This window comes from Duganella sp. GW821-FHT01E12, assembly GCF_059422325.1.
Genome location: NZ_JBWKWR010000001.1, coordinates 243,318 through 258,277, shown reverse-complemented (window position 1 = coordinate 258,277; position 14,960 = coordinate 243,318). Strand labels below are relative to the sequence as shown.

Here is a 14,960-nt window from a genome sequence, read left to right as displayed (position 1 = left end):
CCGCATGGTAACGCAAATGTCCACGACACCTCTGCGCCGGCTCAGGCAAGGCGCTGCTACAATGGGTGGTTGTCACCCAGCCATAGCGCCTCCAGATGTCCAAAGCACCACAATTCGGCCTTAACGTACCGCAGAGCGAAGCGGTCACCTATCTGGACGGCCCCTGCCTGGTGCTGGCCGGCGCCGGCTCGGGCAAGACGCGCGTGATCACCCAGAAGATCGCCCACCTGATCGAGGACCGCGGCTACGATCCGCGCACCATCGCCGCGCTGACCTTCACCAACAAGGCCGCGCTGGAGATGCAGGAGCGGATCGCCAAGCTGCTCAAGCAGCCGCGCCAGGCCAAGCAGCTGACGGTGTCGACCTTCCACTCGCTGGGCGTCAAGATCCTGCGCCAGGAAGCCAACGGCGTCGGCCTCAAGGACCGCTTCTCGATCATGGACGCCGACGATTGCGGCTCGCTGATCCAGGACCTGGCCATCACCACCGACAAGCAGGTGGTGCGCCGCATCCAGACCGACATCTCGCTGTGGAAGAACGGCCTGGTCGATCCGGCCGTCGCGCTGCACAACGCCAAGGACGAGGACGAGGCGCAGTCGGCGCGCATCTACGCCAGCTACCTGGCCACGCTGTCGGCCTACCAGGCGGTGGACTTCGACGACCTGATCCGCCTGCCGGTGGAGCTGTTCCGCAACAACGAGCCGGTGCGCGACAAGTGGCAGCGCCGCCTGCGCTACCTGCTGATGGACGAGTACCAGGACACCAACACCTGCCAGTACGAGCTGGTCAAGCTGATGGTGACGGGCGTCGGCAAGAAGCCGATGTTCACCGCCGTGGGCGACGACGACCAGGCGATCTACGCCTGGCGTGGCGCGTCGGTGGAAAACCTCAAGACGCTGCAGACCGACTTCCCCGACCTGGCGGTGATCAAGCTGGAGCAGAACTACCGCTCCACCACCCGCATCCTGCAGGCGGCCAACGCGGTGATCGGCAACAATCCCAAGCTGTTCGAGAAGTCGCTGTGGTCCGAGCACGGCCTGGGCGAGCCGATCAACGTGCTGGGCATGGCCAACGACGACCAGGAGGCCGAGCAGGTGGCCATCATGATCTCGGCCGACCATTTCCAGCGCAAGAACAAGTGGTCCGACTACGCCATCCTGTACCGGGGCAACCACCAGGCCCGCATCATCGAGCAGACGCTGCGCAAGGAGCGCATCCCGTACACGATCTCCGGCGGCCAGAGCTTCTTCGACAAGGCCGAGATCAAGGACATCATCAGCTACCTGCGCCTGCTGGCCAACACCGACGACGATCCGGCCTTCATCCGCGCCGTGACCACGCCCCGGCGCGGGGTCGGCCAGTCGACCATGGAGACGCTGGGCACCTTCTCGGGCCAGTGGCAGTGCTCGCTGTTCGAGGCGGTGTTCAAGGGCGGCATCGAGGCGCTGCTGAACGACCGCCAGCTGGGGCCGTTGCGCGACTTCTGCAACTTCATCAACAACCTGGAGGCGCGCGCCAGCCGGCCCGGCCCCAGCGGCAGCGGCGACAACGCGGCCCAGGTGCTGGACGACCTGCTCGAGGCGATCAACTACGAATCCTATCTGTACGATATGTTCGACGAGCGCGCCGCCCAGGGCAAGTGGCAGAACGTGCTGGAGTTCACCAACTGGCTCAAGGAGCGCGGCCGCGGCGGCAAGGACCGCGACGGCGAGGAAAAGAACGTGCTCGAGCTCACGCAGATGGTGGCGCTGATGTCCATGCTCGAAGGCCAGGACGAGGACCCGGACGCGGTGCGCATGTCCACCCTGCACGCCTCGAAGGGGCTGGAGTATCCGCACGTGTTCCTGGTCGGCGTGGAGGAAGGCATCCTGCCGCACAAGGGCGATCCCGACGCGCCGGCCGAGACCATCGCCGCCCGCGTGCAGGAGGAGCGGCGCCTGATGTACGTCGGCATCACGCGCGCGCAGCGCACGCTGCAGATCACCTGGTGCAAGAAGCGCAAGCGCGCGGGCGAGCAGGTGCATTGCGATCCGTCGCGCTTCATCAAGGAGATGGAGCTCGACGTCGGCAACGCCGTGCCGGCCGAGTCCGAGGTGCTGACGCCGAAGGAGCGGCTGGCGCGGATGAAGGAACTGTTGACGACACCGAAGACGTAATCGGGCGCGTCTTGTGCTAGCATCGGCACGTGCCGTTCCGGCATGCTCTTGTTGGAGGTGATCTTGGGTACCAAGTTGCTCGCGTCTCTCGTTTTAGCCTGCGCCCTGCTGCCAGCGGCCCGGGCCGCAGAATTTGCCACCAAGCCGGAAGCTGAGGCGATGGTGCACAAGGCCCTGAAGTTCATGAAGGCCAACGGCAAGGAAAAAACCTACAGCGAAATCGACAAGAAGGACGGCCAGTTCGTCGACCGCGACCTGTACCTGACCGTGTACGGCATGGACGGCGTGGTGCGCGCGCACGGCGCCAACCCCAAGATGATCGGCAAGAACCTGATGGAGATTAAGGACGTCGACGGCAAGGCCTTCGTCAAGGAACGCGTCGAGATGGCGAAGAAGAAGCAGCCGTTCTGGCAGGACTACAAGTTCACCAATCCGGTCAGCAAGCAGATCGAGCCGAAGTCCATGTACTGCGTGCCGGAGGACGACATGGTGGTCTGCGGCGGGGTCTATCTCAAGTAAGGCGGTAGAATGCGGGCTTTCCAGCAGGGAGTATGCCGTGAGCACCACCGAAGACCGCTTCATCGATATCGAAATCAAACTGGCGCACCAGGAGCACATCGTGGAGTCGCTGAACCAGCGCGTCTACGAGCAGCAGCAACAGATCGACAAGCTGGAGCAGATGTGCGCGGCGCTGGTGCAGCATGTGCGCGACCAGGCGCAAAGCAGCGGCGGCGGCGCGCTGGCGCACGAACCGCCGCCGCACTACTGATCAGGCTAGCACGGCCCGCAGCGCTTCCACCACGATCGCATGGTCTTCCGCCTGGCGCAGGCCGGAGACGGTGGCCGTGCCGATCGGCCCCACATTTTTGACCACCAGCGGGAACGAGCCGCCGTACGGCGCGTACTCCTTCGGGTCGAGATACTTCACGTCCTCGAACGACACGCCGCGATTCTTGTAGTCGGTGCCGACGTGGAAGGAGCAGCGGCCGAAGCGCGTCACCACATTGCTCTTGCGCCGTATCCAGTCGGCCTGGTCGGGCGTGGCGCCCTGCATCGCGTGGTGGAACAGCACCTTGCCGTTGACGGTCACGTTGACGGTCACGCTCTTGTCGCGCTGCCTGGCCAGCTCGACCACCTTCAGGCCCAGCGCCAGCGCGATGTCGCTGGTGAAGGCGGTAAATTGCAATTCCTTTTCCTGCTGCGCCAGGGTTTCCAGCAGCTCGACATAGTTTTCCATCGTTGATCCTCGTGCGGTACAAGACGGCAGTGTAGCCGAGCCGGCCGGCTTAGCGGAAGACGAATCGCGGCGCGGCGGCCTTGCGTTCGGCCTTGTCCTGCCATGCGCGCGCCAGCGCCGCGTCCGGCTTCAGGCCCAGTTCGCCTTTTTCGTAGGCGCTGGCCAGGCGGCGCATGGCGGCTTCGAAGTCCAGCCTGGCAGAACGCTGGTACAGGGCGGCGGCCGTGGCCTCGCTGCGCGGCACGCCCAGTCCGGCCTCGTGCAGCGCCGCCAGGCGATACAGGCCGTCCGCGTTCTCTTGCGCGGCCGCCAGCTGGTATTGCGCCGCCGCGCGCACCGGGTCCTTGTCGACGCCCAGGCCCAGCTCGTACAAGCCGCCCAGCGCAGCCTGCGCGTTGCCGTTGCCCCGGCCGGCGGCGCGGATGTACCAATCGCGCGCGGCCGCGTAGTCGCGCGCCACGCCGCTGCCGGTCTCGTAGGCATAGCCCAGGTTGTTCTCCGCGACGGCACTGCCGCGCCTGGCCGCGGCGCGCTGCCACTTCGCGCCCTCGACGGGATCGGCGGCGGCGCCCAGCAGGCCGTGGCTCAACACCAGGCCCAGCCTCACTTGCGAGCTGGTGTCCGCGTCCTCGGCCGCCAGGCGCAGATAGCGCAGGCCCTGCTCGTCGTCGCGGGCGACGCCTTTTCCGCTCAGGTACATGGTCGCCAGGTCGCGCTCGGCGGCCGGGTTGCGCTTGGCCGCGGCGCGCTCCAGCCATTGCCTTGCCTGCGGCAGATCCTCGGGCACGCCGCGCCCGTACAGGAGGAACATGCCCAGGTTGGCTTCGCCCCAGGTGTCGCAGCCTTCGGCCGCCTTGCGGTACCAGACGGCCGCCTCGGCATAATCGAGGTTGACGCCGCGGCCATACGCATGCAGCAGGCCGATATCGTTTTCCGCTTTGTGGCTGCCCTGCGCCGCGGCCTTCAGATACCAGGCCATCGCCTCGGCATAGCTTTGCGTGACGCCTTTGCCGTGCTCGTAGCGGTAGCCCAGTTCAAGCTGCCCGTCGACGTGGCCGGCTTCGGCGGCCTTGCGGTACCAGGCTGCGGCTTCGGTCTGGTCCCTGGGGGCATTGGCGCCGGTCGCCAGCCGATGGGCCAGCTCGAACTGCGCGTCCGCCAGGCTCTTGTCCAGCGTTTCGCGGAACTGTTGCAGCGTCACGGCCTGGTTGGCCGCGCCGTTGCTGTAGGCCTTGGCCAGCTGGTACAGCGCTGCGCGATCGCCGGCCAGCGCGGCGTCGCGATACTGGCCCACGGCGGCTTGATCGACCTTCAGCCTGGGGCCGCCTTCCAGCGCCCACACGTATTGCATCTGCTGCCAGGCGCTGGCGGGTTTGCCGTCCACGGCGCTGGGTTTGAAGTGGCACTGGCGCACGGCGGTCAGCGCCGCGTCGTCGAGCAGCGGGTAGCCGCTGGAGCGGACGACGAAACTATCGACCACCGTGCCTGCGGCGCCGATCATGAAGGACAACGTGACGGTGCCGCTCTGCTCCTTGCGCAGCGCTTCTTTCGGCCAGACCGGTTTGGCGCAGCCGCGGAAATCGGCGACCGTCAGCGAGCGCGGTTCCGCCGCGCCGGCCTGCAACGAGACGCTAACGCCCAGCGCCGCCGCCAGCAGCGGCCAGGTGGAAAAAAACGGTCTCATGGCGTATCCTTAATGTTTCAAATTTAAAAACTGGCAGGATAGGCGCTCATGGCGTGTTTGTCTATTACTGACAGGATAGGCGCGGCGTGTCGAATTCGCGCACCGTCGTTCGTCGTAGCATGCAGAGGGATGTCCTCTGACACTTTGGAGATACGATCATGACCACGAATACCGTACAACTGCACCGCGTGCTCAAGACCAAGGCCGAGCGCGTCTACCGCGCCTTCCTGGATGCCGACGCGCTGGCCAAATGGCTGCCGCCGCACGGCTTCACCGGCAAGGTGCATGCGCTGGACGCCAGGGTGGGCGGCGGCTACCGCATGTCGTTCACCAACTTCACCACCGGCGGCGGCCACCACTTCGGCGGCGAGTACCTGGAGCTGGTGCCCAACCAGCGCCTGGTCTACACCGGCAAGTTCGACGACCCCAACCTGCCAGGCACCATGCAGACCACGGTGACGCTGCGCGAAGTGTTCTGCGGTGTCGAGCTGAAGGTGGTGCAGGAGGGCATACCGGCGATGATCCCGGCCGAAGCCTGCTACCTGGGCTGGCAGGAATCGCTGCAGTTGCTGGCGCAACTGGTGGAGCCTGAGATTCGCCAGTGACGCCGGCTAGAGCAGGCCGAAGACTTTGACGATCAAGCTCATCGTGCCGAGGGCGGTGCTCAGGCTGATGCTCAGCAGGATGCGGAAGTCCGTGGTGCGTATCTTCATCAGCTGCTCGTGTACGCGAACGAACTCGGCGTCCGTACGGACAAAGCCCGCCCGCATTTCCTCGCGTAGCTCCGCTATGGCCTGGCTTTGATAGTCGATGGCCGTCTCAAGACGGGCAACGCGTTCGGCGATGCTGTGCTGTTCTTGCTGGGGCGGATGATTGCCATTCATGGTGGACTCCTTGGCGGCATCCACCACTCTACGCCGGCAATCATGCGCGGCATAGCGCGCACGATTGATGCAGGTCGCGATGGTTCGGCGACCCCGGCAGTGAAGTCCGCGTCACCGCAGCGCGGCGTCGGCCCAGCTGACCGGCAGTTGCTCGTTGGCGCCGGCCGCGCTGCGCGCCACCAGTTCGACCATGCGCACGCCGGTCACGTCGGCGTTCAGCGCCTGCGCCGGCTGGCCCCAGCGCAGGGGCTTGCTCTTGGCCAGCAGCTTGCCGTCGCCGTAGACCAGGAAGGTGACGCCGCGCGCGCGGTCGTGCGCGGAGTCGTCCACGCCCACCTGCGCGCTCAGGCTGCGATAGCCCTGGTTGCGCACCTCCAGCCGGGAATTGGCCAGGATGCCGATGCCGGCGGCGTAAGGCTGGCCGGCGATCCGCAGCGTCTGGCCATACGGCGTGCTGTCGGCGCGCGCACCGCCCCAGCCGGCGTACATCGGCCGTTCGCCCGGGCCCTTGGTGCCGGTCCAGCCGGCCGACGAGCGGAAGATCGTCGGGTCGGCCTGCGGCCTGGTCACGCCGTCGACCGCCGGATTCACGCTGCCCGGCTGTTCCGAAAGATACAGGCCCTGGGCCAGCGCCCGCGCACCCTGGGCGCGGAAGATGCGCGTCTCGCGCGGCGCCACGCGCAGCTTGGTCTCGTTGGTGAACGTGCTGTGTTCCTTGCTCCACAGGTCGGTCAGCGTGACCGGCGCGTCGGTGCGGAACTTCAGGTGCTCGGCCGTCAGGTCGACGTCGATCGGCGCCAGCCCGCGGTTGAACACCGCCACCGCCTTCTCGCCGGACGCCAGCGGCTTGACCAGGATCTGCAGGTCGTCGGCGTCGTAGGCGAGCGCCGCCTGGTTGCCGGCCGGGTCCTGGTTGAGCGCGATGATGTCGGCGTTGCCGACGATGTCCATCAACGGCTGCGCCATGCTGCGCAGGTCGGCGCCCAGCATCAGCGGCGCGTTCAGCATGGCCCACAGCGCGAAGTGCGACTTCGCCTCCACCAGATGGTCGGCGTCGAAGTCGCCCTTGCCGATGTACAGCATGTCGGGGTCGTTCCAGCTGCCCGGATGCGCATACAGTTCGCGCCTGGCCGCGCTGTCGAAATTGCTCAGCATGCGAGCCCACGACGGCGTGAGGTCGTCGCTGGTGCGCGAGAGGTTGCCGTAGTTCTTGCCCCAGGCGCGCACGTCGGCCGCGCCCCAGATGCACAGCGACAGCAGGAAGTCGCCGTCCGGCTTGTTGCGCCGCAGCGCCGCGTTGATCTGCGTGAATTCCGCCTGCACCGCCGGGATGTCGGAGCGGCTGACCGATTCCAGGTCCAGCACCGGCGCCAGCGCGCGGTACTGGCCGGAGCGGACCTTGGCGCTATTGGCGCCGTAGGCGCGCAGGCCGCAGCCGTCGACCTTGATGAAGTCGAAACCCCAGTCGCCGAAGAAGAGGTTGATGTCCTGGTCGATATGGCCGTACAGGCCGATCTCGCGTTCCAGCACGCTGCCCTTCGGCAGGTCGGTCTCGACGCCGGAATAGGCCTGCGAGCAGGTGTTGCGGCCGAGGTCGGAATAGATGCCGGCCTTGAGTCCCATCGCGTGCAGCCTGTCGGTGAAGGGGCGGAAGCTGGTCGTGCCGCCCTGCACCGTCGACGGGAAGCGCTCGGCCCGTATCGCCAGGCGGCCGTCCGGGATCTGGCGGCGCGCCGCCCAGCCGTCGTCGATGTTGATGTAGCGGTAGCCGCGCGCGGCTAGGCCGCTGTCGGCGATGCGCTGGGCCGAACCGAGGATCTTGGCCTCGTCGATGTCGGTGCCGAAGGCGTTCCAGCTGCTCCAGCCCATCGGCGGTGTGGCGGCGCGGCCGGCGGTGTAGGCGCTCCAGCGCGCCGATGGCGCCAGCGGATCGGGCGCCGCGTGCAGCGTGGCGGCGGCCAGGCACAGGGTCAGCAGCGCCAGGCGGGGCGGGCGGTGTGGGGTGGTGCGTGCTTGCATCGTGGTCTCCGGGTTATTTTGTCGTTTTGAGTTGGAACGTGCCGACCGGTTGGTCGTCTCCGCTGTACAGGTTCGCGAACGGCGCGTCGGCCCAGGCGTGGCGCACGTGGGTGACGTCGGCCGCGCCGGCGCCGGGCAGCACCACCGTGTCGCCGGCCACGCGCGCGTCGGCGTAGCGGCAGCGCGCGCCGGCGCACACTTCAAAGCCGATGGCGCGGTCGGACGAATACGTCGCCAGGCCACCGCCCGTGTCGCGGAAGGCGATGACGAGGTCCTTGCCGCTGCGCTGCGCCGATACCGGATAGGGGCTGCCGGGCGCTATCTGCTCGCCGTAGGCGACGGCCCGCGCCGCGCGCGCCAGCCGTTCGCCGACCACGGTTTTTTGCGTGGGATGGATGTCGAAGCGGTCGCCGACATCGAGCGTGACGGCGAGCGCCGCGTGGGCGTCCTGCGCCACGGCGGCGGCCTGGGCGTCGCGCAGCTCGGCCCAGCTCGACTCGCCCGGCGCCTTGGCCACCGCGCCGAACGACGTCAGCTGCGCGACCAGGAAGGGCAGCGCCGGCTGGCCGAGGCGCTGGCGCCAGTCGCGCATCAGCAGCGGCAGCAGGGTGCGGTATTCCTGCCCCGCGCCCGCGTTGGCCTCGCCCTGGTACCACGCGGCCAGCTTGAATTTGTAGCCCACCAGCGGGGCGATCATGCCGTTGTACAGCGTGCTGAGGCTGGTCGGCACGTCCCACGGCGCCGGCGCCACGGACAGGCCGCGCAAGGCGCGGCCGCGCTGCACCTTCCACGTGGCAGGCAGCGGGATGACCTGGCCGTCGGCCGTGCCGATCTGGCGGTTGTCCGGCTGGCCCGACAGGCCGCCGCCCTGGCCGCCGCTCAGCACGCGCACGGCGATCACGTTGCGGCCCGGCCGGAACACGCCGGCCGGCACGGCGTAGTCGCGCCACATCCAGGCTATGCTGGCGCCGCCCACGCGCACGCCGTTGACCCAGGTGCTGTCGCAGGTGTCGATGGTGCCCAGGCGCAGCGCGTTCGCGGCCCGCGCCTGCGCCTCGGTCAGCGTGACGGCGGTGCGGTACCAGGCCACGCCGTCGAAGTCCTGGAAGCCGGCCAGGCCGCTGTCCTTCCACGAGCCGGCCGGCGTGACGCTGGGCCAGGCGGCGTCGTCGAAGTCCGGCGCGCTCCATGCGTGCTGCGCGGCGGCGGCCGGGTCGTGGGCGCGCCACCATGCCTCGTTGCGGGCCTCCTCGGCGCGCATGCCTGCGGCCGGATCGGCGCCGTATTGCGCGACGGCGTCCACGCCCGCCGCGTAGTCGCCGAGGGTGCGCAGCGATCCGGCCGCGATCCAGCTTTGGATGGTGGTGCCGCCCCAGCTGGCGTTGATCAAGCCCACCGGGATCTTGTAGCGGGCCTGCAGCGTGCGCGCCATGTAGTAGCAGACGGCGGAGGCGTCGCCGACCGTCGCCGGTGTCAGCGGCGTCCACGCCACCGGACCCTTGAGCTCGTCCTGCGGCGTGGCCGCGCTGTGCTTCTGGATGTTCAGGTAGCGCATGCGGTCGTTGCCCGCGCCCCAGGTCGCGCCCATGGCGTTGGTCGACGCGTTCACCGCGAATTCCATGTTGGACTGGCCCGAGCACAGGTAGACGTCGCCGACCAGCAGGTCGCTGCGGCTGAGCGTCCGGCCGTCCGAGGCCACCGTCAACGCATAGGGCCCGCCGGCGGGCTGCGGCGGCAGCTCGACGCGCCATTTGCCGTGCGCGTCCGCGCTGCCGTTCACCGTCCGCCCGCCCAGCGTGACGGTCAGCGGGCGTCCGGCGCCGGCCGTGCCCCAGACGGCGATGGGCTCGCCGCGCTGCAGCACGGCGTGGTCGGAAAAGAGTTTTGCCAGGCCGAGCTCGGCCGCCTGCGCGGGCAGGCCGGTGCAGCCCAGGGCAAGCGCCAGCAGGGGCGCGGCGGTGCGGGGTGTCGCCATCATGATTCCTCGTTGTTGGGGGCTGGCCGGATTCTGCGATCTTGTGCGGCGTGGAGCAATTACGAAAACGGCCAAAGGGTTCAACGTTATTGAGGAAAACGGGCGGCGCGGATTTTTGGCGGGCGCGCGAGCCGATAGAATGAGTGCTCTTCAATGCGGGGACTACGATGACGAACAACCTACTGCGCGCCGCTGTCGCGCTTGCCCTGGCGTCGCTGTGCGCCGCTGCCATGCCTGCCCGCGCGGAGGCGGCCGCCCCGGCCGTGTCCGCCGCCGTGAGGAGCGCGAGCGGCCTGACGGTGACCACCGCGCAGGGCACCGTGCGGATCGAGCCGTGGAGCGAGCGCATCGTGCATGTGCTGGCCGGCCCGGCGGCGCAGTGGGACGGCAACTACAACCCGGCCGTGATCGCCCGTCCGGGTAGCGTGGACTGGACCCTGGCCGAGACGGCGGACTACTATCAGCTGGCGACGCCGGCCCTGTCGGTGCGCGTGGCCAAGGCCAGCGGCGCCGTCAGCTTCCTCGACGCGCAGGGCAAGCAGCTGCTGGCGGAGGCCGGGCGCGAAGCCTCGAAGGCCGGCGTCATGCAAGGCTTCGACTACGCCGGCCCGGTGTTCGGGCTGGGCCAGCACCAGAACGGCAAGCTGGACTACCGTGGCACGTCGGTGCGCCTGCAGCAGGCCAACCGCGACGTGGCGGTGCCGATGCTGGCCACGCCGGAAGGCTTCGGCATCCTGTGGAACAACGCGGCGGTCACGCAGGTGGATGCCGGCCTGCCGGCCGTGCCGTATCCGCTGGCGATCCGCTCCGAGGCGGGGCAGGGCGTGGACTACCATTTCATCCTCGGCCCCGAGCTGGACCAGGTGGTGGCCGGCTACCGCGAACTGACCGGACACGTGCCCATGATGGCGCGCTGGACCTGGGGCCTGTGGCAGTCGAAGGAACACTACGCCACCCAGGCCGAGCTGCTGGACATCGCCGCGCGCTACCGCGAGATGAAGGTGCCGCTGGACGCGGTGGTCCAGGACTGGCAGTACTGGCAGCCGGGCGCCTGGGGCGAGCATCAGATGGACCCGGCGCGCTACCCGGACCCGCAGGGCATGCTCGACCGGCTGCACGCGCAGCATGTGCACGCCATCGTCTCCGTCTGGGCCAGGTTCGACGCCGGCACCCGCAACGCGGCCGAGCTGGAGGCTGCGGGCGTGCTGTATCCCGGGCTGTACAACAACGTCTACCCCGCCGGCAAGGGCCGCTGGTACGACGCCTACGCGCCCGCCGGACGCAAGCTGTACTGGGAGCAGATCAACCGCACGCTGGGCCGCGCCGGCTGGGACGGCTGGTGGCTGGACGCCAGCGAGGCCGAGCTGGGCGGATGGTGGGGCCAGATGCGCGACGTCGCCACCGCCGCCGGCCCCGGCGCGCAGGTGTACAACGCCTATCCGCTGCTGCACACGGCGGCCGTGTTCGAAGGCTCTGCGCAGGCCGCGCCGGCCAAGCGGCCCTTCATCCTGACGCGCTCGGCCTACAGCGGCCAGCAGCGCAACGCGGCCGTCACCTGGTCCGGCGACACCATGGGCACCTGGGACGTGCTGCGCGCCCAGCTGCCGGCCGCGCTGAACTTCACGCTGAGCGGCATCCCGTACTGGTCGGCCGACATCGGCGGCTTCTTCGGCGGCAATCCGGCCGATCCCGGCTATGCCGAGCTGTACACGCGCTGGTACCAGTTCGGCGCCTTCAATCCCATGTTCCGCGTGCACGGCACCGGCGACGGCAAGGAGATATGGCGCTTCGGCCCGGCCACGCAGCAGATCCTGCGCGACGTGACGCAGCTGCGCTACCGCCTGCTGCCCTACATTTATTCGGCCTCGTGGGACGTCACCAGCCGCGACGGCACGATGATGCGCGCGCTGGCGATGGACTTCCGCGCGGACGCCCAGGCGGTCGCCACCGCCGATCAGTACATGTTCGGCAAGACGCTGATGGTGGCGCCGGTGATGACGCCGCACACGGACGTGCGCACGGTCTACCTGCCGGCGCAGAACGACTGGTTCGATTTCTGGACCGGCAAGCGCTACGCCGGCGGCAAGGTCATCGCCGCCAAGGCCGATATCGCGACCATACCGCTGTTCGCCCGCGCCGGCAGCATCCTGCCGCTGGGGCCGGTGCTGCAGTACGCGGACGAGCCGAGCGCGCAGCCGCTGGAACTGCGCGTCTATCCGGGCCGCGACGGCAGCGTCGAACTGTACGACGACGCCGGCGACGGCCAAGGCTATGCTCGCGGCGAGCGGGCGACCCGCCGCATCACCTGGAGCCAGGCCGGCGGCAAGCTGGTCATCGCGCCGTGGCAGGGCAGCTTCCCCGGCATGCGCCGCGAACAGGCCTACCTGGTGCGCTGCGCGGCCACGCCGGCCGGCAAGGGCGTGCGCGTGGTGGCCGGCGGCGCGGCGGTCGAGGTGTCCCTGCCGGGTTGCCGCTGATTCGGGGTCAGGCTTCCGGCGCGGACCAGACCAGGTTCCACAGGTGGCCGTCGATATCCTCGAAGCCCTGGTCGTACATGAAGCCGTTGTCCTCGGGCGGATGCGGTATGCGGGCGCCGGCGGCGGTGGCCTTGGCGATCAGGCTGTCCACCTCTTCCCGGCTTTCGCAGCTTAGGCAGATGACCAGCTCATTGGCCTCCTTGGCCTTCACCATGGGCTTGTCGATCAGGGACTGGAAGAAGGGTTCGGTCGTCAGCATGGCCTGGATGGTGTCGCCGACAATGTTCATGAAAGCCGCGTTCTCGCCGCTGAAGCGGGCATTGAAAGTAAAGCCGAGCGCGGAAAAGAAGGCCTTGGACTTGTCCAGATTCTTCACGGGCAGGTTGAGGATGATCTGATTTTTCATGGCGTTTCCTTGGTTAAGGTGGATTGGGCAAGCGGTGCTACATCCCTACGACGGCTGACGTTACACAAAATCGACACGTTTGCGAAAAATATTTTCCTCCAGGATGGACGAAAGAGCGAAGTCTTCCTGAAGGAAGTTGCGTGCCGGAATAAGTTGAATCACAATGCGTCGAACGATAAGGAGCGGCGCATGGGCAAAGGCAGGTTGGAAGCATTCAGCGATGGCGTCATCGCCATCATCATCACCATCATGGTGCTGGAACTGAAGGTGCCGCATGGCGCGGACTGGGCGGCGTTGCAGCCTTTGTGGCCGGTGTTCCTCAGCTATGTGCTGAGTTTCATCTATGTAGGCATCTACTGGAACAAGCTTCAACAAGGGAATCACCCATCGCGAGTAGTGACTGAAATCAGTTAGACTGCGTTATGAAAATTATCACTCAATTGCTCAAGGAATTCTGGCTACCACTTCTGCTTACTCTTGCATGGACTGCCTTCGGTTTGGTCGGACATGCGTATCAGACTTGGGATGGGACGAAGATCGTTAATGGGGCGTTTGTCACCTTCTTTGGGTTGGCGTTCTGGTTCGGACAATGGAATCGAGTCAAGAAGCAGTTGCGAGTCGAAGAAGGTCTAACTGGGATTGAGTTGAAGGTAGCAGAAATGCTGGACAGCCTCGACAAAAAAACCGATCACCTTGTCGGTCATATCACTGGAGGAGATGGATACTGTTCCGTCATCGGCCTAGGATCGTCCTTCGCATCCCTTTGCAACTTCCACCAATACACATTATTTGACGTGACGGCTACTTTCATCGACCTTGATCTGATGTTGAAGAACGCGCAGATAAGTGATCCGAACTTACGATATCAGGGACAAACGGTGCATATTGGCACCTTGCATAGCGGCACTGCCGTGCCGTGGCCGGTTCCCCTTCACCTCGGAGAAGGATTGAAGCGGTACATCAACATCAATTTTTCTGCAAGAAATGGACAGTTCTACCAGCAACTTCGCTTCTCGAAAGTAGGCGGAAACTGGGTCGTTGCGCAACGGACTTTTCGCGCCAACCCGGAAGTGATATTGCAAGAAGTCGTGAATGAAGCTTTCCCACGAGAAGCCGATGGAAGCGTCGATTGGAGCTATCCTGGCTCTGGTAACAGTCAGCGGAGTGATTGATGGGCAAGGGGCGATTGGAAGCATTCAGCGATGGGGTAATCGCGATCATCATCACCATCATGGTGTTGGAACTGAAGACTCCGCATGGTTCTACGATGGACGCGCTGATTCCGCTGTTGCCGGTGTTCTTGAGCTATCTCCTTAGCTTCATTTACGTTGGGGTGTATTGGAATAATCATCACAACTTGGTCCATGCAGTTACCAAAGTGACCGGCGGCGCACTGTGGGGGAACCTGCATCTACTGTTCTGGTTATCGCTGATCCCGTTCGTAACGGCTTGGGTAGGGGAGAACCAACTAGCGTCTGTTCCGCTGGCCTGCTACGGCTTCATCCTGTTCATGTCCAGCGTCGCCTACTACGTCCTGGCGAAGTGCCTGGCGGCCAACAACGAGGCGCTGCGGGTAGCATTGGGCAAGGATCGCAAGGGCAAGCTGTCGACGCTGCTGTATTTGATCGGCATCGGCCTGTCGCTGCTGCAACCGATGGCCGGCTTCGCGGTCTATGTGATCGTTGCGATGATCTGGTTTATCCCTGATCGCCGTTTCGAGCAGCGCTAGCGTCCTGGCTCAGCGCCTTTTGCCTGGCCTTGCTGAGCGATTCCACCGCGCGGCGGTAGGAGCCGTCCACCAGCTCGGCCAGATAGTCGGCCGGGAACTTGCCCACGTCGACGATGGTCACCCAATGAAAGCGACCCATGTAGCGCGCCGGCTTCACGCCGGGCATATCGGTCAGCTCCAGGAAACGATCCGGCGTCACCCGCAGGCTGAAGCGCCACTGCTCCGGCTCGCTGGTCTTGAAGTAGGCGAAGGTCTTGTCCTCGACCTTGTAGACCAGGATGTTCGACGGCTCGCCGTGCAGGGTTTCCACCGCGCCCGGGTATTGCCGGCAATGTCGTTTCAGCTGTTGAGGAGTCATATCTGCGGCCATGTTGCATTGGAGCCTCAGTGTAG

At 66.4% G+C, this 14,960-nt stretch carries 14 protein-coding genes and 1 pseudogene; 8 read left to right on the top strand and 7 right to left on the bottom strand.

From position 1 onward, the window contains the following. The first annotated feature begins 95 nt into the window (after window positions 1-95). From AC07WS_RS00910 to AC07WS_RS00900, 3 genes are all read left to right on the top strand, one after another. Window positions 96-2,156, top strand: a complete 2,061-nt coding sequence (locus tag AC07WS_RS00910) for a UvrD-helicase domain-containing protein (protein ID WP_494727288.1) — start codon at window positions 96-98, stop codon at window positions 2,154-2,156. A gap of 63 nt (window positions 2,157-2,219) precedes the next feature. Beyond that, a complete protein-coding gene (locus AC07WS_RS00905; protein WP_494727287.1) occupies window positions 2,220-2,675 on the top strand; it encodes a cache domain-containing protein in 456 nt (151 codons plus the stop codon). Between the two features lie 37 nt (window positions 2,676-2,712). After that, complete coding sequence (locus AC07WS_RS00900; RefSeq protein WP_494727286.1) at window positions 2,713-2,925, top strand: SlyX family protein; 213 nt, start codon at window positions 2,713-2,715, stop codon at window positions 2,923-2,925. Here the strand turns inward: AC07WS_RS00900 and AC07WS_RS00895 are convergent, their stop codons facing one another. Next, window positions 2,926-3,393 carry a heme-degrading domain-containing protein gene (locus AC07WS_RS00895; RefSeq protein WP_494727285.1) on the bottom strand — a complete coding sequence of 156 codons (468 nt, stop codon included), beginning with the start codon at window positions 3,391-3,393 and terminating at the stop codon, window positions 2,926-2,928. 49 nt (window positions 3,394-3,442) lie between these two features. Further along, on the bottom strand, window positions 3,443-5,077 hold the full coding sequence (locus tag AC07WS_RS00890) for a TonB family protein (protein WP_494727284.1): 1,635 nt from the start codon (window positions 5,075-5,077) through the stop codon (window positions 3,443-3,445). Between the two features lie 158 nt (window positions 5,078-5,235). Here AC07WS_RS00890 and AC07WS_RS00885 point away from each other — a divergent pair, with 158 nt between their 5' ends. Further along, on the top strand, window positions 5,236-5,682 hold the full coding sequence (locus tag AC07WS_RS00885; RefSeq protein ID WP_494727283.1) for an SRPBCC family protein: 447 nt from the start codon (window positions 5,236-5,238) through the stop codon (window positions 5,680-5,682). A 6-nt stretch (window positions 5,683-5,688) separates the two neighbouring features. Here AC07WS_RS00885 and AC07WS_RS00880 read toward each other — a convergent pair whose 3' ends face one another. From AC07WS_RS00880 to AC07WS_RS00870, 3 genes are all read right to left on the bottom strand, one after another. Then, window positions 5,689-5,961 (bottom strand): hypothetical protein, encoded by a 273-nt coding sequence (locus AC07WS_RS00880; protein WP_494727282.1) that lies wholly within the window; start codon window positions 5,959-5,961, stop codon window positions 5,689-5,691. 111 nt (window positions 5,962-6,072) lie between these two features. Beyond that, window positions 6,073-7,980, bottom strand: a complete 1,908-nt coding sequence (locus tag AC07WS_RS00875; RefSeq protein ID WP_494727281.1) for an NPCBM/NEW2 domain-containing protein — start codon at window positions 7,978-7,980, stop codon at window positions 6,073-6,075. Between the two features lie 13 nt (window positions 7,981-7,993). Next, window positions 7,994-9,958, bottom strand: a complete 1,965-nt coding sequence (locus tag AC07WS_RS00870; protein ID WP_494727280.1) for a sialate O-acetylesterase — start codon at window positions 9,956-9,958, stop codon at window positions 7,994-7,996. Between the two features lie 164 nt (window positions 9,959-10,122). Here AC07WS_RS00870 and AC07WS_RS00865 point away from each other — a divergent pair, with 164 nt between their 5' ends. Further along, on the top strand, window positions 10,123-12,432 hold the full coding sequence (locus AC07WS_RS00865; RefSeq protein WP_494727279.1) for a glycoside hydrolase family 31 protein: 2,310 nt from the start codon (window positions 10,123-10,125) through the stop codon (window positions 12,430-12,432). A gap of 7 nt (window positions 12,433-12,439) precedes the next feature. Here the strand turns inward: AC07WS_RS00865 and AC07WS_RS00860 are convergent, their stop codons facing one another. Continuing rightward, window positions 12,440-12,838, bottom strand: a complete 399-nt coding sequence (locus AC07WS_RS00860; protein WP_494727278.1) for a VOC family protein — start codon at window positions 12,836-12,838, stop codon at window positions 12,440-12,442. Window positions 12,839-13,027: 189 nt separating this feature from the next. On the opposite strand from AC07WS_RS00860, the pseudogene AC07WS_RS00855 reads away from it, so the two are divergent. The 3 genes and pseudogenes from AC07WS_RS00855 to AC07WS_RS00845 all read left to right on the top strand — a co-directional run. After that, window positions 13,028-13,201: pseudogene (locus tag AC07WS_RS00855) on the top strand (TMEM175 family protein); the annotation flags it as partial. A 59-nt stretch (window positions 13,202-13,260) separates the two neighbouring features. Further along, window positions 13,261-14,010 (top strand): hypothetical protein, encoded by a 750-nt coding sequence (locus AC07WS_RS00850; protein ID WP_494727277.1) that lies wholly within the window; start codon window positions 13,261-13,263, stop codon window positions 14,008-14,010. Beyond that, window positions 14,010-14,567, top strand: coding sequence for a TMEM175 family protein (locus tag AC07WS_RS00845; RefSeq protein WP_494727276.1), 558 nt, complete (start codon window positions 14,010-14,012; stop codon window positions 14,565-14,567). Before AC07WS_RS00850 ends, AC07WS_RS00845 begins: the two co-directional genes overlap by 1 nt. On the opposite strand, the gene AC07WS_RS00840 is transcribed toward AC07WS_RS00845, so the two are convergent. After that, on the bottom strand, window positions 14,536-14,925 hold the full coding sequence (locus tag AC07WS_RS00840) for an MmcQ/YjbR family DNA-binding protein (protein WP_494727275.1): 390 nt from the start codon (window positions 14,923-14,925) through the stop codon (window positions 14,536-14,538). The two genes, AC07WS_RS00845 and AC07WS_RS00840, sit on opposite strands and share 32 nt — an antisense overlap. Window positions 14,926-14,960: the final 35 nt, after the last annotated feature.